General features: G+C 70.6%; 16 protein-coding genes. 11 read left to right on the plus strand and 5 right to left on the minus strand.

Going from position 1 to position 17826, the window contains the following annotated elements; translation table 11 throughout:
- The first annotated feature begins 37 nt into the window (after nucleotides 1–37).
- From FHT37_RS02405 to FHT37_RS02415, 3 genes are all read left to right on the plus strand, one after another.
- Nucleotides 38–679 carry a 2-hydroxychromene-2-carboxylate isomerase gene (locus tag FHT37_RS02405; protein ID WP_183478659.1) on the plus strand — a complete coding sequence of 214 codons (642 nt, stop codon included), beginning with the start codon at nucleotides 38–40 and terminating at the stop codon, nucleotides 677–679.
- A 207-nt stretch (nucleotides 680–886) separates the two neighbouring features.
- Nucleotides 887–2569 carry an MFS transporter gene (locus FHT37_RS02410; RefSeq protein ID WP_217648391.1) on the plus strand — a complete coding sequence of 561 codons (1683 nt, stop codon included), beginning with the start codon at nucleotides 887–889 and terminating at the stop codon, nucleotides 2567–2569.
- A 268-nt stretch (nucleotides 2570–2837) separates the two neighbouring features.
- Nucleotides 2838–3059 (plus strand): hypothetical protein, encoded by a 222-nt coding sequence (locus FHT37_RS02415; protein ID WP_147241729.1) that lies wholly within the window; start codon nucleotides 2838–2840, stop codon nucleotides 3057–3059.
- Nucleotides 3060–3126: 67 nt separating this feature from the next.
- Here the strand turns inward: FHT37_RS02415 and FHT37_RS02420 are convergent, their stop codons facing one another.
- Both FHT37_RS02420 and FHT37_RS02425 read right to left on the minus strand, forming a co-directional pair.
- Nucleotides 3127–4680, minus strand: coding sequence for an ATP-binding protein (locus FHT37_RS02420; RefSeq protein WP_183478660.1), 1554 nt, complete (start codon nucleotides 4678–4680; stop codon nucleotides 3127–3129).
- Nucleotides 4681–4747: 67 nt separating this feature from the next.
- A complete protein-coding gene (locus FHT37_RS02425) occupies nucleotides 4748–5773 on the minus strand; it encodes a GGDEF domain-containing protein (RefSeq protein WP_183478661.1) in 1026 nt (341 codons plus the stop codon).
- A 347-nt stretch (nucleotides 5774–6120) separates the two neighbouring features.
- Here FHT37_RS02425 and FHT37_RS02430 point away from each other — a divergent pair, with 347 nt between their 5' ends.
- The 3 genes from FHT37_RS02430 to FHT37_RS02440 all read left to right on the plus strand — a co-directional run bounded on the left by FHT37_RS02430 (nucleotide 6121) and on the right by FHT37_RS02440 (nucleotide 8391).
- Nucleotides 6121–7056, plus strand: coding sequence for a DMT family transporter (locus FHT37_RS02430; RefSeq protein WP_183478662.1), 936 nt, complete (start codon nucleotides 6121–6123; stop codon nucleotides 7054–7056).
- Nucleotides 7057–7134: 78 nt separating this feature from the next.
- Nucleotides 7135–7923 carry an SDR family NAD(P)-dependent oxidoreductase gene (locus tag FHT37_RS02435; protein ID WP_183478663.1) on the plus strand — a complete coding sequence of 263 codons (789 nt, stop codon included), beginning with the start codon at nucleotides 7135–7137 and terminating at the stop codon, nucleotides 7921–7923.
- 195 nt (nucleotides 7924–8118) lie between these two features.
- Nucleotides 8119–8391, plus strand: a complete 273-nt coding sequence (locus FHT37_RS02440; protein ID WP_183478664.1) for a hypothetical protein — start codon at nucleotides 8119–8121, stop codon at nucleotides 8389–8391.
- 21 nt (nucleotides 8392–8412) lie between these two features.
- On the opposite strand, the gene FHT37_RS02445 is transcribed toward FHT37_RS02440, so the two are convergent.
- Complete coding sequence (locus FHT37_RS02445) at nucleotides 8413–9330, minus strand: DMT family transporter (RefSeq protein WP_183478665.1); 918 nt, start codon at nucleotides 9328–9330, stop codon at nucleotides 8413–8415.
- 95 nt (nucleotides 9331–9425) lie between these two features.
- Here FHT37_RS02445 and FHT37_RS02450 point away from each other — a divergent pair, with 95 nt between their 5' ends.
- A complete protein-coding gene (locus tag FHT37_RS02450) occupies nucleotides 9426–10409 on the plus strand; it encodes a quinone oxidoreductase (protein WP_183478666.1) in 984 nt (327 codons plus the stop codon).
- Here FHT37_RS02450 and FHT37_RS02455 read toward each other — a convergent pair.
- Nucleotides 10389–12176 carry an ATP-binding protein gene (locus FHT37_RS02455; RefSeq protein ID WP_183478667.1) on the minus strand — a complete coding sequence of 596 codons (1788 nt, stop codon included), beginning with the start codon at nucleotides 12174–12176 and terminating at the stop codon, nucleotides 10389–10391. The two genes, FHT37_RS02450 and FHT37_RS02455, sit on opposite strands and share 21 nt — an antisense overlap.
- Nucleotides 12177–12505: 329 nt before the next feature.
- Entirely contained in the window at nucleotides 12506–13003 is a 498-nt protein-coding gene (gene lspA, locus FHT37_RS02460) for a signal peptidase II (RefSeq protein WP_183478668.1), read from the minus strand.
- A 99-nt stretch (nucleotides 13004–13102) separates the two neighbouring features.
- On the opposite strand from lspA, the gene FHT37_RS02465 reads away from it, so the two are divergent.
- From FHT37_RS02465 to FHT37_RS02480, 4 genes are all read left to right on the plus strand, one after another.
- Nucleotides 13103–14521: a cache domain-containing protein gene (locus tag FHT37_RS02465; protein WP_147240879.1), complete on the plus strand. Its 1419-nt coding sequence runs from the start codon at nucleotides 13103–13105 to the stop codon at nucleotides 14519–14521.
- Complete coding sequence (locus FHT37_RS02470; protein ID WP_147240880.1) at nucleotides 14518–15186, plus strand: response regulator transcription factor; 669 nt, start codon at nucleotides 14518–14520, stop codon at nucleotides 15184–15186. The genes FHT37_RS02465 and FHT37_RS02470 overlap by 4 nt, the downstream gene beginning before the upstream one ends.
- A gap of 194 nt (nucleotides 15187–15380) precedes the next feature.
- Nucleotides 15381–17459: a carbon starvation CstA family protein gene (locus FHT37_RS02475; RefSeq protein WP_183478669.1), complete on the plus strand. Its 2079-nt coding sequence runs from the start codon at nucleotides 15381–15383 to the stop codon at nucleotides 17457–17459.
- A gap of 49 nt (nucleotides 17460–17508) precedes the next feature.
- On the plus strand, nucleotides 17509–17691 hold the full coding sequence (locus tag FHT37_RS02480) for a YbdD/YjiX family protein (protein ID WP_091725110.1): 183 nt from the start codon (nucleotides 17509–17511) through the stop codon (nucleotides 17689–17691).
- The last annotated feature ends 135 nt before the right edge of the window (nucleotides 17692–17826 follow it).

Here is a 17826-nt window from a genome sequence, read left to right on the forward strand (position 1 = left end):
ACGGCGGCCGGCATCGGCGCCAGAAGGAGACCTGACCGTGCACACGATCGACTTCTACTTCGACCCGATCTCCCCGTATGCCGCGCTGGCCTTCGAGCGCCTGCCCGAGGCGCTGGCCGGGCGCAGCGTGGCGGTGCGCTACCTGCCGATCGTGTTCGGCGCGATGCTCAAGTCGCTCGATCACAAGGGCCCGGCCGAGATCCCCGGCAAGCGCGACTGGACTTACCGCCAGGTGCTGTGGCTGGGCCACCGGCTCGGCGTGCCGCTCGATCTGCCGGCGGCGCATCCGTTCAACCCGCTGCCGCTGCTGCGGCTGCTCTGGGCCACCGCGCCGGCCGGACAGACGCCGGGCCGCTACGCCGTCGAGCAGGTGCTGCGCCACGTCTGGCGCGGCGGCCAGGACGCGGCCGACCCGGCGCGCCTGGCAGCGCTGGCGACGGCGCTCGCGCCCCAGCGCGACCCGGCGTCCGACGAGGTCAAGGCCGCGCTGCGCGAGGCCACCGACGCCGCCCTGGCGCGCGGCGTCTTCGGCGTGCCGACGATGGCCGTCGCCGACAAGCTGTTCTGGGGCCTGGACGCGATGGACATGGTGACCGCGTACCTCGACGGCGACACCTGGTTCGACGGCCCCGCCTGGACAGCCGCGGCGACGCTGCCGGTGGGGGTGCGGCGCAGCTGATTCGAGCTAGCAAGCATGGGTAGGGACATACCCTTTGATGCGGCGCACAGGCTTCGAAATTCCGCATCGAGAAATCGCGACCCCGGGTTACGCCGGAGTTTGTCAGCCTGAGGCAAGGATGCCGTCAGAAACGGGTCAGAGCGCGCTCGGATAGTCCCGCCCCAAGGGCCATCGGTCGATGGTTCTGGGAATCGAGGAGACAACCCCATGGCAACTGCAAGCGCAGTGACCACCAATGCGCCGATGACAGCGGAGGAGAAGAAGGTCATCTTCGCCTCGTCGCTGGGTACGGTGTTCGAGTGGTACGACTTCTACCTGTACGGCTCGCTCGCCGCGATCATCGGCAAGCAGTTCTTCACCGGCCTGGATCCCACGGCCCAGTTCATCGCCTCGCTGATGGCCTTCGCGGCCGGCTTCATCGTGCGTCCGTTCGGCGCGCTGGTGTTCGGCCGCCTGGGCGACATGATCGGCCGCAAGTACACCTTCCTGGTGACCATCCTGATCATGGGCCTGTCGACCTTCATCGTCGGCGTGCTGCCCACCTATGAAACCATCGGTCCCGCCGCCGCGGTGATCCTGGTCGGCCTGCGCCTGCTGCAAGGCCTGGCGCTGGGCGGCGAGTACGGCGGTGCCGCGACCTACGTCGCCGAGCACGCCCCGCACGGCAAGCGCGGCGCGTACACCTCGTGGATCCAGACCACGGCGACGCTGGGCCTGTTCCTGTCGCTGATCGTCATCCTGGGCACCCGCACGGCGCTCGGCGAGGCGACCTTCGCGGCCTGGGGCTGGCGCATCCCGTTCATCGTCTCGATCCTGCTGCTGGCCATCAGCGTGTGGATCCGGCTGTCGATGAACGAGTCGCCCGCCTTCCAGAAGATGAAGTCCGAGGGCAAGACCTCCAAGGCGCCGCTGTCCGAGTCCTTCGGCCAGTGGAAGAACCTGAAGATCGTGCTGCTGGCGCTGTTCGGCCTGGTCGCCGGCCAGGGCGTGGTCTGGTACACGGGCCAGTTCTACGCGCTGTTCTTCCTGCAGAGCGTGGTCAAGGTCGACCCGGCCGCGGCCAACATCATGGTGGCCGTCGCGCTGCTGATCGGCACGCCGTTCTTCGTCGTGTTCGGCACGCTGTCGGACCGCATCGGCCGCAAGCCCATCATCATGGCCGGCCTGCTGCTGGCGATCCTGACCTACTTCCCGCTGTTCAAGGCGCTGACCAACGCGGCCAACCCGGACCTGGCCAAGGCCCAGGCCACCGCGCAGATCACGCTGACGACCGACCCGGCGCAGTGCTCCTTCCAGGGCAGCCCGGTGGCGCGCGACGTGGACTTCACCACGCCCTGCGACATCGCCAAGCGCGCGCTGGCGCAGGCCGCGGCGAACTATGAGACCGTGCCCGGCGCCGCCGGCTCCGGCCAGGTGAAGGTGGGCGACAAGGTCATCGAGGCGCCGAGCGCCACGCTGACCGCGGGCGGCCACAAGTTCGACGAGGACAGCACCAAGAAGATCGCCGCGTTCAAGAAGGAACTGGGCGAGGCGATGAAGGCGGCCGGTTATCCGTCCAAGGCCGATCCGGCCAAGATCAACACGCCGCTGGTGGTCGCGATCCTGAGCGTGCTGGTGCTGTACGTGACCATGGTCTACGGCCCGATCGCCGCGATGCTGGTCGAGCTGTTCCCGACCCGGATCCGCTACACCTCGATGAGCCTGCCGTACCACATCGGCAACGGCTGGTTCGGCGGCCTGCTGCCGTCGATCAGCTTCGCGATGGTGGCCCAGAACGGCAACATCTATCACGGCCTCTGGTACCCGATCGGCATCGCCGCGCTCACCCTGGTGGTCGGCCTGCTGTTCGTGCGCGAAACCAAGGACGTGGACATCTACGCCCGCGACTGAACGCGCGGCACGGACGAGGGACGCGGCGCGCGGCGCCCGTTCCCTCGAGGACCAGGGCGGCCTTCGGGCCGCCCTTTTTCATGGCGCCGGCCGCCGGTCCGGTCGCCCCTGCGATGGCCTTTGCGATGGCCTTTGCGATCGCCTTTGCGATGGCGCGCATCGGCGCGGCCGAAGCGGCGCTCAGCCTGATGTCAGGCTGGCTTTCCACAATGGCCGCCAACCCGGTCGACCGTCGTGACCGGCAACCTCAAGAAGGAAACTCGCAGCCATGTGGAAACTCGTCCTTGGATTCATCGTCTTCGCCGCGGTGGCCCTGTTCGTGCTGATGAAGAGCGGCGGCAACATCGACCTGACGGGCGAGAAGCACGATGTGACCGGCGGCCACGTCGATCAGGCGGCGAGCGACGCGGCCTCGGCCGCGATCGCGGCGGCGTCCGCGGCACTGCCCACGCAGGCAGCCTCGGCCGCGGCGTCGGGCGCTTCGCAGTAAACGTAGGCGACGTCAGCGACGTCAGCGACGTCAGCGACGTCCACGACGTCCACGAACGGAGGACGGATCAGGCGATCCGTTCCTCGCCGGTGGCGCGCAGCGGCGCGTCGACCGGCAGGCGCATCACCATGCGCGTGCCTTCCTCGGGCTGCGAGATCACCTCGATCTGCCCGCCCAGCACATTCGTCACGATGTTGTGGACGATGTGCATGCCCAGGCCCGAGCCGCCCTTGCCGAGCTTGGTCGTGAAGAACGGATCGAAGATGCGCCGCACGACCGAGGCGTCCATGCCGCGCCCGTCGTCGCTGACGCTGAGCTCCACCTGGCCGTCGTCGAGCCGGTGACAGCTGACGGTCACCTGGCCGCGCTCGCTGCCCTCGAAGGCATGCACCAGCGCATTCATCAGCAGGTTGGTCAGCACCTGGCCGAGCGCGCCGGGATAGCTGTTCATGCGCAGGTCTTCCCGCAGCTCGGTGACGATGCGCAAGGGCGTGTGCTTGAAGCTGGGCTCGACCATGACAAGCACGTCCTCGACCACCTGGCTCAGCTCGAAGTCGCGGCGCGTGTCGCTGGTCTGGTCGATGGCGACCTGCTTGAAGTCGCGCACCAGGTCTGCGGCCTTCTGCACGTTGCGGTGCAGGATGTCCTGGCCGCGGCGCGTGTCCTTGACGAGTTCCTCGAGCTGGCTGCGGCGCATCGGCGTGTTGTCGGCCAGCATGCGGTCGAGCTTGTTCCAGCGGTCCTCCAGCGCGGAGACCACGGTCAGCGCGTTGCCCAGCGGCGTGTTCAGCTCATGCGCGACGCCGGCCACCAGGCGGCCCAGCGAAGCGAGCTTCTCCGACTCCACCAGTTCGCGCTGCGCGGTCTTGAGGTTGGCCAGCGCCTGCGTCAGCTCGGCGTTGGCCTCGGTCAGCTGCGCGGTGCGCTGCGCCACCTGGTCCTCGAGCGTGCTGGCATGGCCGCGCAGGTCGTCGAAGGCCTTGAGCAGCGCCAGCCGCATGCGCTCCATCGCCTTGCCGACGCGCGCGATCTCGTCCTCGCCGCCGAGCTCCAGCGGCTTGTCGAGCTGGCCGGAGGCCAGTTCGTCGGCCGCGCCGGACAGGCGATCGATCGGGCGCAGCACGCGGCGCTGCATGACGACCAGGATCAGCGCCAGCGACACCGTCAGCGTCAGCAGGCTGCGCCACAGCGCGTTCCACAGGTCGGCGCGCTTGCGCGCCATCAGCGGCTCGGCGCTCATGACGACGGTGAGCTTGGCGATCTCGCGGCCGTCGCGCATCACCGTGCGGGTCTCGCTGAGCGTCATCGCGTCGTCGGGCGAGCCGCGGTGGAACTCGACGAAGGCCTGCTGGGCGGAGTTCTCGGTCACGACGACCGAGACGAAGCGCGGGTCCTCCACCTGCGCCTTGACCATGGGTTCGGCCAGGTCGGGCGAGACCTGCCAGATCGGCTCGGCCAGCGACAGCGCCAGCACCTCCGACACGCGCGACAGGTCGCGCTGCAGGTCCTCCATCACGACGCGGCGGCTGAGCTGCTGCTCGTACAGCAGCACGCCGCCGGTCGGCAGGGCCAGGCCCACCAGCAGCGCCAGGATCACGGCGCTGCGCAACGAAGTCTTCATCAGGGCCACGTCCGTCCCTCTGTCCCACCCTTGTGACGGCCGATGATACGCACCGGGGAAGGCGGCCTCATGCGGCGAAACGCTCATCCGCGGCCAGCACGGTGACCCGGTTGCGACCCTGCGCGCGGGACGAGCGCAGCGCCTGGTCGGCGCGGCCGAGGAAGTCGCGCGCCGTCTCGCCGCCGCCCAGCTGCGTGACGCCCAGCGAGAGGCTGAGCCGGCGCTCCGCGTCCGCCTGCAGCTGCCCGACGCCGTGCCGCAGCTGCTCGGCCAGGGTGTAGGCCTCGTGCAGGCCGGCGCCCGGGATCAGCAGCGCGAACCCGTCGTCTTCCAGGCGCGCGGCCAGGTGGTGGCTCTGCGCGATGCTGCGCACCGTGTTGGCGACCTGGCGCAGCGCCTCGTCCAGGCGCGCCGGGCCGAGGCGCTCGCGCAGGGCGGCGAAGTCGTCCACGTCGCCGAGCAGCAGGCAGGGCGCGGTCGGCGTGCCGGCCTCGGGGCAACGCACGCAGTCGGCCAGGGCGCGGTCGAAGCCGCGGCGGTTGCTCAGCCCGGTGAGCGGATCCAGCAGTGCCTCGCTGCGGGCGCGGTGGACCTCCTGACGCAGCGAGGCCACCTCCTGGCGGCTGGCCTCCAGGCGAGTCACCAGGCTGTCGACCGCGTGGCGCATGTCCCGCGTGCCCTGCAGCGCGGCGGCCAGCACCGCCACGTGCTGGCCCGGCGCGGCCTCGCGCAGCGCGCGCTCCCAGCCCTGCAGCGCGCGTGCGTAGTGCTGCACCTGCTGGCCGGCCTGGTCGGTGCAGTCGGACACGCCGCGCAGCACCTCGCCGACGTCCCGCGCCAGCGTCGCGGCCATCTGCTCGTCCAGCTCGGCGATGTGCCGGCGATAGAGCGCCCAGGTCTGCGGCTCGTCCAGCGTCGCGCCGTCCTGGGTGAGGTTCATCAGTTCGCGGCTCAGCGCGCCGTTCATCGCGGTCACGTGCTCGTACCAGACCGCGTAGGTGACGGGGTGCAGCGCCGCGCGCTGCCTCGACATCAGCGGCAAGGCGGCGCGCAGCGCCTGCGCGCTGGCGGCGATGCTCTCGGTGTATCTCATGCAGGGTCCCTCTCAGGTCCGAGGCCTTGTCGCGCCCGTCGGCGCGCTGCCCCTTGTCGTTGCCATCCCCACGGCGCCTCCCGCTGGATGGCGGCAGGCGCTTCCGGTCATCGGCGTGCGGGGGCAGGTCTTGAGGGCGCCACCGCACGGCGGCGGCAGGCGGCACAACTATTCACGCGGGAAGGGACAGGGGAGGGGACACGAGCGCGGCGCGCGTGGCACCAGCGGCTCGGCGAGGGCGAAGGGCGAGGACGACGGGCGCGGTGCGGACAGAGACGAACGGCTGGCAATCATCCATTGCCCCTTCGCGAAAGCGGGGCCGGCCTCGATTCCTAGAATCGTCCGCCATGAGCAGTCCCACACCGGCGGTCCCGGTCGCCCGCCCCGATCCCCACGGCGCGCGCGCGCCGCTGCCGGGCCTGATGCTGGCCGTCGGCGGCGCGATCGGCTTCTCCGGCAAGGCCATCATCGTGAAGCTCGCCTACCGCCATGGCGTCGACGCGATCACGCTGCTGATGCTGCGCATGCTGCTGGCGCTGCCGCTGTTCCTCGCGCTGGCCTGGTGGGCCGGCCGCGGCAAGCCCGCGCTGACGTGGCGAGAGAAGCTCGCGGTGCTGGGCCTGGGCTTCAGCGGCTACTACCTGGCCAGCTTCCTGGACTTCGCCGGCCTGGCCTACGTCAGCGCCAGCTTCGAGCGCCTCATCCTCTACCTCAACCCGACCCTGGTGCTGCTGCTGTCGTGGGCGATGTTCGGTCGCCGCGTGACGCTGCGCCAGGCCGGCGCGCTCGCCGTGAGCTACGCCGGCGTGCTGCTGGTGTTCGGGCATGAGCTCCAGGTCGCGGGCGCCAACGTGTGGCTCGGCGGCGCTTTGGTCTTCGGCAGCGCGGTGTCCTATGCGCTCTATCTGGTCTACAGCGGGGAATGGGTCCAGCGCCTCGGTGCGATGCGGCTCACCGGCCTGGCGACCTCGGTGGCCTGCGGCTTCTGCATCGCGCAGTTCCTGTTGACGCGGCCGGTCTCGGGACTGGCTGAACTGGCGCCGGCGGTGTGGTGGCTGTCGGCGCTGAACGCGCTGGCCTGCACCTTCGCGCCGGTGCTGATGGTGATGATGGCCATCGAACGGCTGGGGGCGGGTGTCGCCGCGCAGACCGGCATGGTGGGACCCATGTCCACGATATTGATGGGCGTGCTCATCCTCGACGAGCCGCTCACCGGCTGGGTCGTCGCGGGCACGGTGCTGGTGCTGGGCGGCGTATGGCTGCTGGCGCGCCAGCGTCGGTGACTCTCTTCCCCTCTCCCCTTGGGGAGAGGAAGTTCTCGGCACAATCGCGCCGGCATCGATACGACGACGGAGATCGACATGGACTTGGGACTTTCGGGCAAGTGGGCCCTGGTATGCGCGGCCTCGAAGGGCCTGGGCGCGGGCTGCGCCGAGGCGCTGGCCGCTGAGGGCGTCAACGTGGTGATCACCGCGCGCGGCGAGGAGGCCCTGCAGGCGCAAGCCGCGCGGCTGCGCGCGATCAACCCGGCCGTGCAGATCGTGGCGGTCGCGGGCGACATCGCCACCGAGGCCGGCCGCGCTGCCGCGCTGGCCGCCGCGCCGCGCGTCGACATCCTGGTCAACAACGCCGGCGGTCCGCCGCCCGGGGATTTCCGCGACTGGGACCGCGAACAGTGGCTCGCCGCCCTGGACGCCAACATGCTGACGCCGATCGCGCTGATCAAGGCGACGGTCGACCAGATGGCCGATCGCGGCTTCGGCCGCATCGTCAACATCACCTCCGGCGCGGTGAAGGCGCCGATCGACGTGCTGGGGCTGTCCAACGGCGCCCGCTCCGGCCTGACCGGCTTCGTCGCGGGCATCGCGCGCCAGCCGCGCATCGCCGGCCGCAACGTCACGATCAACAACCTGCTGCCGGGCGCCTTCGACACCGAACGCCTGCAGAAGACCCTGGCCGCCGGCGCGCAGAAATCCGGCCAGCCGATCGACGACGTGCGCGCCAAGCGCATGGGCGCGATCCCGGCCCAGCGCTTCGGCAGCGCCGCGGAGTTCGGCGCGATCTGCGCGCTGATGTGCTCGGCCCACGCCGGCTACCTGACCGGTCAGAACATCCTGCTGGACGGCGGCGCCTATCCGGGCACCTTCTGAAGGGGGAGTGATTCGGCCCCGTCTGGAGCGGGGGGCCGCGTATCGAGTGGCGGACTAGCAAGCCATTGCTAGTTGCCCACCTAAAGAGGTGGGTAGATGGCGCATTTGGCGCATGAAGGGGATGGAACCGATCCGGTCGGCGCCGAAGAATGGCCCGGTCCTCACCACCCCGCCTTTCGGCGTCGGATCGTCCCCATGCCCCGCGACCGGATCGAGATCGTCGAGCGCATTGAATGCGTCGAACGCGTCGAGCGTGTCGAACGCGTCGTGCGTTTGGAGCGCGTCGAGCGCCGCGCGCGCATCGGTGCCGGCGATGCGGGCGGCCGGTCGACGCGCCTGATGGGGCGAGCGGAGCGGGACGTCGTCGACGTCGAAGCGCGGGACGTGAGCCCAGCGCCCCGTGAACCGGTCCGGACGGCGCCGCGCGGTCTGGTCCTCAACGGCGTGTGGGTGCCGCTGGCGCCGTGACGCCGCGAGCGGCTTCCGACTTCAGCGCCGGCCCGAGGACACCACGATCCCCGCCGCGATCAGCGCGAAGGCCGCGCCATGGAACCAGGCCGGCCACTCGCCCAGCAGCGCCGCCGACATCAGCGCCGCGAACACCGGCGTCAGGTTGCCGAAGAAGGCGGCCAGCGTCGGCCCCGCCTGCGCGACGCCCAGCCCCCAGCAGCGGTAGGCGATCAGCGACGGCCCGACCGCCACGTAGACCAGCGCCGCCGCCATCGGCCAGCCCCAGCGCACCGGGGGCACGCCGATGGCCTGCTCCGCGCCGGCCGAGGCCCAGCTGAAGGCCAGCCCGAACAGCATCTGCGCCATCAGCAGCGCGGACCAGTCCCAGTCGGGCCGGCGCTCGCCCTGCATGTGGGCGGGCGGCCGCGCCAGCAGCCAGCTGTAGAAGGCCCAGGTCAGCACGGCAAGCAGCATCAGCAGGTCGCCCCGCACGAACTGCACCTGCGCCAGGCGTTCCAGGTGCCCGCGCGAGATCACCAGCGCGACGCCGCCGAGCGACAGCAGCGCCCCGGCGAGCTGGCGGCGCGTCGGCCAGACGCGATAGAGCAGCGCGCCCACCGCCAGCATCCACACCGGCAGGCTGGCGGCGATCAGCGTCACGTTGAGCGCGGTGGAGCTGTGCAGCGCCTGGTACTGCAGCGCGTTGTAGCAGCCCATGCCCAGCAGCCCGGTCAGCGCGAAGTAGCCCCAGCGGGACCGCAGCGGGGCCAGGTCTTGCAGCAGCGCGCGCGCCGGGCGGGCGATCAGCAGCAGCAGCGCGAAGGCCAGCGTCCAGCGCATCGCGTTGAGCAGCAGCGGCGGCACCAGCGGGCCGACCGAGCGCCCGACCACGGCGTTGCCGGCCCACAGCAGCGGGGGCAGGGTCAGCATCAGGGCCAGGCGTGGGGTCAAGCTCATCGCGGCGATGCGCGTCGGTCGGGAGGCTGGCACGATAGCCGCAATCGACGCGTCGGGCGACGCGCGAGCGACATCCCCCCATGAGGAGAACCCCGATGAGCGACAGAGCCGTGCGCATCTCGCAAGCTGGTGGACCGGAAGTCCTGACGATCGAGCCGGTCCAGGTCGGCGACCCCGGTCCCGGCGAGATCCGCATCCGCCACGCGGCCTGCGGCCTGAACTACATCGACATCTACCACCGCAGCGGCGTCTATCCGCTGCCCCTGCCCAGCGGCCTGGGCATGGAAGGCGCCGGCGTCGTCGAGGCGGTGGGCGAGGGCGTCACCCACCTGCGCCCCGGCGACCGCGCCGCGTATGCGAGCCAGCCCATCGGCGCCTACGCGACCGCGCGCGTGATGCCGGCCCGCTGCGTCGTGAAGCTGCCGGACTTCCTGAGCTTCGAGCAGGGCGCCGCGATGATGCTCAAGGGCATGACGGTGCAGTACCTGCTGCGCCGCACGCTGCCGCAGGGCGGGCTGCAGCCGGGCGACCACGTGCTCTTCCACGCGGCGGCGGGCGGCGTCGGGCTGATCGCCTGCCAATGGGCCAAGGCGCTGGGGCTGCGGCTGATCGCCACCGCCGGCAGCGACGCCAAGTGCCGCCTGGCGCTCGACCACGGCGCCGAGTTCGCGATCAACTACGCGACCGAGAACTTCGCCGAGCGGGTCAAGGGGATCACCGGCGGCCGCGGCGTGAAGGTGGTCTACGACTCGGTCGGCGCCTCGACCTGGGAAGGCTCGCTGGCCAGCCTGCGGCCGTTTGGGCTGATGGTGAGCTTCGGCAATGCCTCGGGCGTGGTCCCGCCGGTGGCGCTGGGCGCGCTGTCGGCCAAGGCGCTGTACCTCACGCGGCCCTCGCTGTTCGTGCACCTCGATTCGCTCGAGACCACGCAGGAGGTCGCCGGCGACCTGTTCGCCGCGGTCGAGCGCGGCGCGGTGCGGATCGAGGTCGAGCAGCGTTATCCGTTCGACGAGGTCCAGCGCGCCCATCGCGAGCTGGAGGCCCGCACGACCACCGGCTCAGGCGTGCTGCTGGTTTGAACCAGACGCGGTGATCGGGCCGTCGAGGTCGGCGGCCACCGTCTCCGCGTCGAGCAGCGCCTCGTTGGCGCTGCGCTCGTCCCGCGCGTCGGTCCGCGTCGGTGTCAGCGTGGCCCGGCGCGTGTCCGCGAGCGCCTGCGGACCGCCCGCGTCGGTGACGACGCGGCGCGGCGGCGGCAGCTCGTCGAGCCCCGCCGGCACGGTGTCCGCGCCGAAGTCGGTGGCGGTCTCGTCGTCGAGCGCCCCGGCGGTCGTCTCGTGGACATCGACGTCCACCGTTTCGGTGCGCAGCACCTCGTCCAGCACCAGCGGCTGCGAGACCTTGACCTCGAAGCTGAAGCAGGAACCGGCGCCGGGCTGGCTTTCCACCTGCACCTCGCCGCCCATCAGCTCGACCAGGCGCTTGACGATGGTCAGGCCCAGGCCGGTGCCGCCGTAGCGGCGGGTGATGCTGCCGTCGGCCTGCGTGAACGGGCTGAAGATCTGCGCGATCTGCTCGCGCGTCATGCCGATGCCGGTGTCATGCACCGCGATGCGCAGCCGCAGCGGGCCGGCATGGAGCGGCTCGTCGGCGTCGATGCGCTGGATGTCGACGCGGACCTCGCCGCGCTCGGTGAACTTGAGCGCATTGCCGACCAGGTTCACCAGGATCTGGCGCAGCCGCAGCGCGTCGCCCAGCAGGTGCTGCGGCACGCCGGGCTGCACCCGCGCATGCAGTTGCAGGCCCTTCTCGTGCGCCTGCAGCAGCAGCGGATGCAGCGCCTCGCGCAGGCAGTCGTGCAGGCTGAACGGGGCCTGGTCGATGATCACGCGGCCGGCTTCGATCTTCGCGATGTCCAGCAGGTCGTTGATGATGACCATCAGGCCCTTGGCCGAGCTGTGCGCGAGTTCGATGAACTTGCGCTGGCGCTCGTTGAGCTCGGTCTGCAGCACCAGCTCGGTCAGGCCCAGCACGCCATTCATGGGCGTGCGGATCTCGTGGCTCATGTTGGCCAGGAAGGAGCTCTTGGCCTGGCTGGCGGCCTCGGCGGCTTCGCGCGCGGCCTCGAGCTGCGCCTGCGTCGCCTTGAAGTCGCCGATGTCGCGGGCGTTGAGCTGCAGCACCACCTCGCCGCTGACGGGATCGCGCATCGGTCGCGCGTCGACGGCATGCCAGCGCCGGCCATTGGCGGTGTTGATCTCGAGCTCGGCGCCGAAGGTCTGCCCGCCGCGCACCTGCGCCATGATGCGGCGCGCCAGGTCGGGCTCCGGGAAGATGGCGCTGAAGTCGGTCGCGCCGATGGTCTTGCGCAGGCCGTTGAAGCACATCGCTGCGGCCGGGTTGCGCATCAGCACGCTGCCGTCGCGCAGCGAGAACACGGCGATGCGCACCGAGGTGTGCTGCAGCGCCTCGACGCCGCGCAGCAGGCTCTTGTCGACGCCGCTCACCAGCGAGTCGGCGGCGAACAGCATCACCTGGCGCTTGTCGGGCGTGCGGATGCCGCGGGAGACCAGCATCACCGTGGTGGGCTGGCCCTTGGGGTAGAGCGTCCACTGCTCGCGCACGAGCTTGCCCTGCGTGTGGTCGGCGGCGGTCACGGCCAGCCGCTCGGCCACCGAGGGGCTCATGTCGCTGAGGTCGCGGGACAGGAACTCCTCGGCGTTGTCCGCCCGCCAGAAGGCCAGCGCCGCGGCGTTGGCCCACAGGTTGCGCTGACGCTCCTGGTCGTAGACCCACATGGGCACATCGAGCCAGTCATAGTGGGTCAGGCAGGAGAAGTCGAGCATGGGGGCGAGGCCCTGTTCTGGTTACGTTTGGTCGCAGCGGATTGTCGCCGCCGGCCGTGTCCTGTCCATGGTCGCGATGTCCACTTCGTCACGTCCCCCGCGCGGCCGTGCGCGGCCCCGCGCCAGTGCGTGAAGAGCGCCCGCCGTCGCGTCGCGCGCGCACTGCCGCGGCGCTCGCCGGATGGCGGGCCGATGTCGCCCGGTGGAATCCCTCCGAGCCGCGCATGCGTGACGCGGCCCTCGATGTCGACAAGGCTACGCAGGCGGGCGCCGGAACGCCAGCCTCGTTTCTCCGGAGGAACCCTGGGGTGGAGGGGGCAGGGCGCGGATCAGCCGCGCTTGACGCGGCGCAGCTCGTCCCAGATCAGCAGGACGGCGCCGATGGTGATGGCGCTGTCGGCGATGTTGAACGACGGGTAGTACCAACCGGCCCAGTGCAGCTGGATGAAGTCGACGACGTAGCCATGCAGCAGCCGGTCGACGATGTTGCCCACCGCGCCGCCCAGGATCAGGCTGAGGGCCCAGGCGAACTGGGTCTGGTGGCCGTGGCGGCGCAGCATCCAGACGATGAAGACCGCGGCGGCCACGCCCAGGCCGACGAAGAACCAGCGCTGCCAGCCCGAGGCGCCGGCCAGGAAGCTGAAGGCCGCGCCGGTGTTGTGGACCCGCACCAGGTTGAAGAAGGGCAGGACGTAGTGGCTGTCCCCGTACTGGAAGCTGTGCAGGATCAGCACCTTGGTGAACTGATCGGCCACGATCACCAGCAGGGCGATGGCCAGCCACTGGATCAGGCGGTTGTTCGACGAGGACGGGGACTTGGTGGCCATGGCTGCTGCGGGTAGGGAAGGCGCGGGCGCGAAACCCGCAACTGTAGCGTCCGCCACGGGCGCGCCGTGCGGCTACAGTGCGGGCCCGAAGAGGACCCGATGAGACTGCGCCTGAAGATCCTGCTGCTGGCGCTGCTGCCGCTGGTTGCCTCGCTGCTGCTGATCGCGGTGGCGGTGCGCCAGCAGGAGCGCGAGCTGCTCCAGCGCGAGCATGCCGCCGTGCAGCGCGCCTACATGGACGCCCGCCGCGACGAGCTGCGCCATTACGTCGAGCTGGCCGTCAGCACGCTGCAGCCGCTGTACGAGCGCTCGCCCGCGCTGGCCGCCCGGACCAGCGACGCCGACGTCGAGCGCGACAAGCGCGAGGCGCTGCGGCTGCTGTCCGCGCTGGACTACGGCGAGGACGGCTACTTCTTCGTCTATGACCTGCAGGGCCGGGTGCTGATGCATTCGCGGCAGCCGGAACTGGTCGGGCGCAACCTCTGGGGCCTGCGCGACGCGCAAGGGCGGCCGACCATCCAGCAGCTGGTCGCGCAGGCCAAGGCCGGCGGCGGTTATGTCGACTACGAATGGCGCAAGCCGTCCAGCGGCGAGCGCGCGCCCAAGCTCGGTTACGTCGTGGCGATGGAGCGCTGGAACTGGATGCTGGGCACGGGGCTCTACCTGGACGGCATCCGCGCGACGCTGGAGCAGCTCGACCGGGAGGCGCAGGCCAACATCGCCCGCACGATGTGGGGCATCGCGGCGATCGCGCTCTTCGGCGTGGCGCTGATCAGCGCCTGCGCGCTGGCGCTCAACCTCAGCGAGCACCGCCAGTCCGAGGCCAAGCTGCGCGCGCTGGCGCACGAGGTCGTGCGCTCGCAGGAGGAAGAGCGGGCCCACCTCTCGCGCGAGCTGCACGACGGCGTCAGCCAGACGCTGGTGTCGACCAAGCTGCTGATCGAATCGGCGCAGCAGGCCGGCTCGACCGCGCTGCTGCCCCGCGCGCTGGAGCGCCTGAATGCCAGCCTGACCGAGGTCCGCGGCCTCTCGCACCGGCTGCGGCCGGCGCTGCTGGACACACTCGGCCTGCCGGCCGCGCTCGAACACCTGGCGCGCGAATTCGACGAGGGCGGCGCGGTGCCGGTCTCGATGCGCGTGTCCGGCGAGCCGCGCGAATTGCCGGAGCTGCTCAACACGGTGCTGTTCCGGGTCGCGCAGGAGGCGCTGACGAACGTGGCCAAGCATGCGGGCGCGGCGCGGGTCGAGATGGCGCTCGAGTTCGCGCCCGAGGATCCGCGCGGCGAGCCCGGCGGCGTCCTGCTGCGGGTGCTCGACGACGGGGACGGCTTCGACCCCGAGGCGGCCGAGCGCGCCGATCCCCGGCTGGGCATCGGCCTGCGCAACATGCGCGAGCGCATGGCCTCGGTCGGCGGCGCGCTGGACCTGCAGACCAGCCCGGGACACGGCACCCAGATCGAGGCGCTGGTGAGCGCCGCGGCGATCCGGCGTCTGGCGCGCGACAATCCCGCCCCATGAGCCCCGAGCGCCTCTCCGCCCCCGGCACGGCCACGCCCGTGCGCCTCCTGCTGGTCGACGACCATCCGCTGGTGCGCGAGGGCGTGCGCTCGCGGCTGCAGGGCGAGCCGCGCTACCTCGTCGTCGGCGAGGCCGGCAACGCGGAGGAGGCCATGATGATGCTCATCGCCACGCAGCCCGAGGTCGTGCTGCTGGACGTCGGCCTGAAGGGGCACAACGGCATCCAGCTGGCGCAGACCATGCTGGAGCGCGCGCCCGAGCTGCGCGTGCTGATGTACAGCATGTACGACAACCCCGAGTACGTGCAGCGCGCGCTGCAGGCCGGGGCCCGCGGCTACGTGCTCAAGGACGCGCCGGCCGGCGAGATCGTCGCCGCCATCGACGCCGTGGCGGCGGGCGGCACCTTCCTCAGCCCGGGCGTGTCCAAGCGGATGTTCCGCAGCCAGCAGCCGCGGCCCATCCTCTCGCCGCGCGAGAGCGAAATCCTCTCCGCGCTCGGCCGCGGCGAATCGAGCAAGCAGATCGCCAAGGCGCTCGACCTCTCCGTGAGGACCGTCGAGACGCACCGCCAGAACATCAAGCGCAAGCTCGAGCTCGAGGGCCAGGCCGAGCTGATCCGCTACGCGGTCGAGCACGCCCGCGGCCCGCATCGCGACGAGGTCTGACGGGCTGCGCGGGCCTCGCCCCGAGGGGCGATCGCCGCGCCGCCGAGGGTTTCCACTTAAGCGCTCCTACGCCGGTGGACTAGTCCGCTCGACGGATGTGGGGAAGCGCACGGGCATGGAAACTGCCGCGGCAAACAGAGCTCGCGTGCCAGGTCCCACTCGTCCGTCGGTGCGCGCCCAATAAGGAGACATCGATGTCGAACTTGAGTCGCCACCTCGCCTGGGCGGGCGTGGCCATCCTCGGGGCGTTCGCCCTGGCCACCGTGGCGCTCGCCAACGGAGAAGCGGTGAGCGCCCTGTGGGTCGTCGTCGCCGCGATCTGCGTGTACCTCATCGGCTACCGCTACTACAGCCTCTTCCTGGCGACCAAGGTCCTGGGCCTGGACCCGACCCGCCAGACGCCCGCCTGGAAGTACAACGACGGGCTGGATTTCGTCCCGACCCACAAGTACGTCCTGTACGGCCACCACTTCGCCGCCATCGCCGGCGCCGGCCCGCTGGTCGGCCCCGTGCTCGCGGCGCAGATGGGTTACCTGCCGGGCCTGCTGTGGATCCTGGCCGGCGTGATCTTCGCCGGCGCGGTGCAGGACTTCATCGTGCTGTTCATCTCCACGCGCCGCGACGGCCGCTCGCTGGGCGACCTCGTCAAGCAGGAGATGGGCACGGTGCCCGGCGTCATCGCGCTGTTCGGCGCCTTCATGATCATGATCATCATCCTGGCGGTGCTGGCGCTGATCGTGGTGAAGGCGCTGGCGCACTCGCCCTGGGGCACCTTCACCGTCGCGGCGACGATCCCGGTCGCGCTGTTCATGGGCGTGTACCTGCGCTTCATCCGTCCGGGCCGCATCGGCGAGGTCTCCGTCATCGGCTTCGTGCTGCTGATGCTGGCGATCGTCGCCGGCCAGTGGGTGCATGAGAGCCCGACCTGGGCGCCGATGTTCACCTACGACGGCAAGGTGCTGACGTGGATGCTGATCGGTTACGGCTTCGTCGCCGCCTGCATCCCGGTGTGGCTGCTGCTGGCGCCGCGCGACTACCTCTCCACCTTCCTGAAGATCGGCACGATCATCGCGCTGGCGATCGGCATCGTGGTCGTCGCCCCGCCGATGCAGATGCCGTCGTTCACCCAGTTCGCGGCCGGCAACGGCCCGGTCTGGTCGGGCAACCTGTTCCCCTTCCTGTTCATCACCATCGCCTGCGGCGCGGTGTCGGGCTTCCATGCGCTGATCAGCTCGGGCACCACGCCCAAGATGCTGGACAACGAGGTCAACGCGCGCTTCATCGGCTACGGCGGCATGCTGGCCGAATCCTTCGTGGCGGTGATGGCGCTGGTGGCGGCCTCGTGCATCGAGCCGGGCGTCTACTTCGCGATGAACAGCCCGGCCGCGCTGGTCGGCAGCACGCCCGAGACGGTGGCGGCGACGCTCTCCACCTGGGGCTTCGTGATCACGCCGGAGATGCTGGTGCAGACCGCCAAGGACGTCGGCGAGAACACCATCCTGGCGCGCGCCGGTGGCGCTCCGACGCTGGCGGTGGGCATGGCGCACATCCTGCATCAGGTCGTGGGCGGCAAGGCGATGATGGCCTTCTGGTACCACTTCGCGATCCTGTTCGAGGCGCTCTTCATCCTGACCGCGGTCGACGCGGGCACTCGGGCGGGCCGCTTCATGCTGCAGGACCTGCTGGGCACCTTCGTGCCGGCGCTCAAGCGCACCGAATCGCTGCCGGCCAACCTGATCGCCACGGGCCTGTGCGTGTCGGCCTGGGGCTACTTCCTGTACCAGGGCGTGGTGGATCCGCTGGGCGGCATCAACACCTTGTGGCCGCTGTTCGGCATTGCCAACCAGATGCTGGCGGCGGTGGCGTTGCTGCTGGGCACGGTGGTGCTGTTCAAGATGAAGAAGGACCGTTACGCGTGGACCACGATCGTGCCGGCGGCCTGGCTGCTGGTGTGCACGATGACGGCGGGCTGGCAGAAGATCTTCAGTGCCGATCCGAAGGTGGGCTTCCTGGCGCATGCCTCGAAGTACGCTGACTCCCTGGCGGCGGGCAAGGTCCTGGCGCCGGCCAAGAGCCTGGAGGCGATGGAGCGGGTGATCTTCAATGACCGGCTGGATGCTGCGCTGTGCGGCCTTTTCATGTTCGTCGTGATCAGCGTGCTGGTGTACAGCGTGAAGGCGGTGCTGAAGGCGCGAGCCGAGCGCAAGCCCACGGTGCAGGAGACGCCGTTCGTGCGCATGCCTGAGGGCGTGGTGGCGGGCGGCCATGCTTAAGCAGGTGGCTGCGGACGCGGCGCAGGCGGCGTTGTCCGCTGCGTCGGACATGCTGCAGGCGGGCCGCTACATGGCACGTGGCGTTCGTCAGCAGCTGATTGGCGCGGACTACGGCGCTTACCTGGCGCACATGGCCCGCACGCATCCTGACGATGAGCCCCTGAGCTACGAGGCCTTCTTCCTCGAGCGCCAGGAGGCTCGCTACAGCGCCCGCACTGGCCGCTGCTGTTGACGCCAACGCCCGACGCACTTTTCCAGAACGGCCCTTCGGGGCCGTTCCTCGTGGAGGGGGCGCAGAACTGCCCGAGGCCGGCGGCGGAGCCCGCTTCCAGAACTGACCAGGCGCGTTCTGTTTGAGCGTCGCGAG

The organism is Mitsuaria sp. BK037, from assembly GCF_014193045.1.
Classification (GTDB): domain Bacteria; phylum Pseudomonadota; class Gammaproteobacteria; order Burkholderiales; family Burkholderiaceae_C; genus Roseateles.

Excerpts from the sequence above, each read along its gene's own strand:
- FHT37_RS02410 (WP_217648391.1), top strand. The coding sequence starts at position 887 with ATGGCAACTGCAAGCGCAGTGACCACCAATGCGCCGATGACAGCGGAG.
- FHT37_RS02415 (WP_147241729.1), top strand. The coding sequence starts at position 2,838 with ATGTGGAAACTCGTCCTTGGATTCATCGTCTTCGCCGCGGTGGCCCTG.
- FHT37_RS02420 (WP_183478660.1), bottom strand. The coding sequence starts at position 4,680 with ATGAAGACTTCGTTGCGCAGCGCCGTGATCCTGGCGCTGCTGGTGGGC.
- FHT37_RS02425 (WP_183478661.1), bottom strand. The coding sequence starts at position 5,773 with ATGAGATACACCGAGAGCATCGCCGCCAGCGCGCAGGCGCTGCGCGCC.
- FHT37_RS02430 (WP_183478662.1), top strand. The coding sequence starts at position 6,121 with ATGAGCAGTCCCACACCGGCGGTCCCGGTCGCCCGCCCCGATCCCCAC.
- FHT37_RS02435 (WP_183478663.1), top strand. The coding sequence starts at position 7,135 with ATGGACTTGGGACTTTCGGGCAAGTGGGCCCTGGTATGCGCGGCCTCG.
- FHT37_RS02440 (WP_183478664.1), top strand. The coding sequence starts at position 8,119 with ATGCCCCGCGACCGGATCGAGATCGTCGAGCGCATTGAATGCGTCGAA.
- FHT37_RS02445 (WP_183478665.1), bottom strand. The coding sequence starts at position 9,330 with ATGAGCTTGACCCCACGCCTGGCCCTGATGCTGACCCTGCCCCCGCTG.
- FHT37_RS02450 (WP_183478666.1), top strand. The coding sequence starts at position 9,426 with ATGAGCGACAGAGCCGTGCGCATCTCGCAAGCTGGTGGACCGGAAGTC.
- FHT37_RS02455 (WP_183478667.1), bottom strand. The coding sequence starts at position 12,176 with ATGCTCGACTTCTCCTGCCTGACCCACTATGACTGGCTCGATGTGCCC.
- lspA (WP_183478668.1), bottom strand. The coding sequence starts at position 13,003 with ATGGCCACCAAGTCCCCGTCCTCGTCGAACAACCGCCTGATCCAGTGG.
- FHT37_RS02465 (WP_147240879.1), top strand. The coding sequence starts at position 13,103 with ATGAGACTGCGCCTGAAGATCCTGCTGCTGGCGCTGCTGCCGCTGGTT.
- FHT37_RS02470 (WP_147240880.1), top strand. The coding sequence starts at position 14,518 with ATGAGCCCCGAGCGCCTCTCCGCCCCCGGCACGGCCACGCCCGTGCGC.
- FHT37_RS02475 (WP_183478669.1), top strand. The coding sequence starts at position 15,381 with ATGTCGAACTTGAGTCGCCACCTCGCCTGGGCGGGCGTGGCCATCCTC.
- FHT37_RS02480 (WP_091725110.1), top strand. The coding sequence starts at position 17,509 with ATGCTGCAGGCGGGCCGCTACATGGCACGTGGCGTTCGTCAGCAGCTG.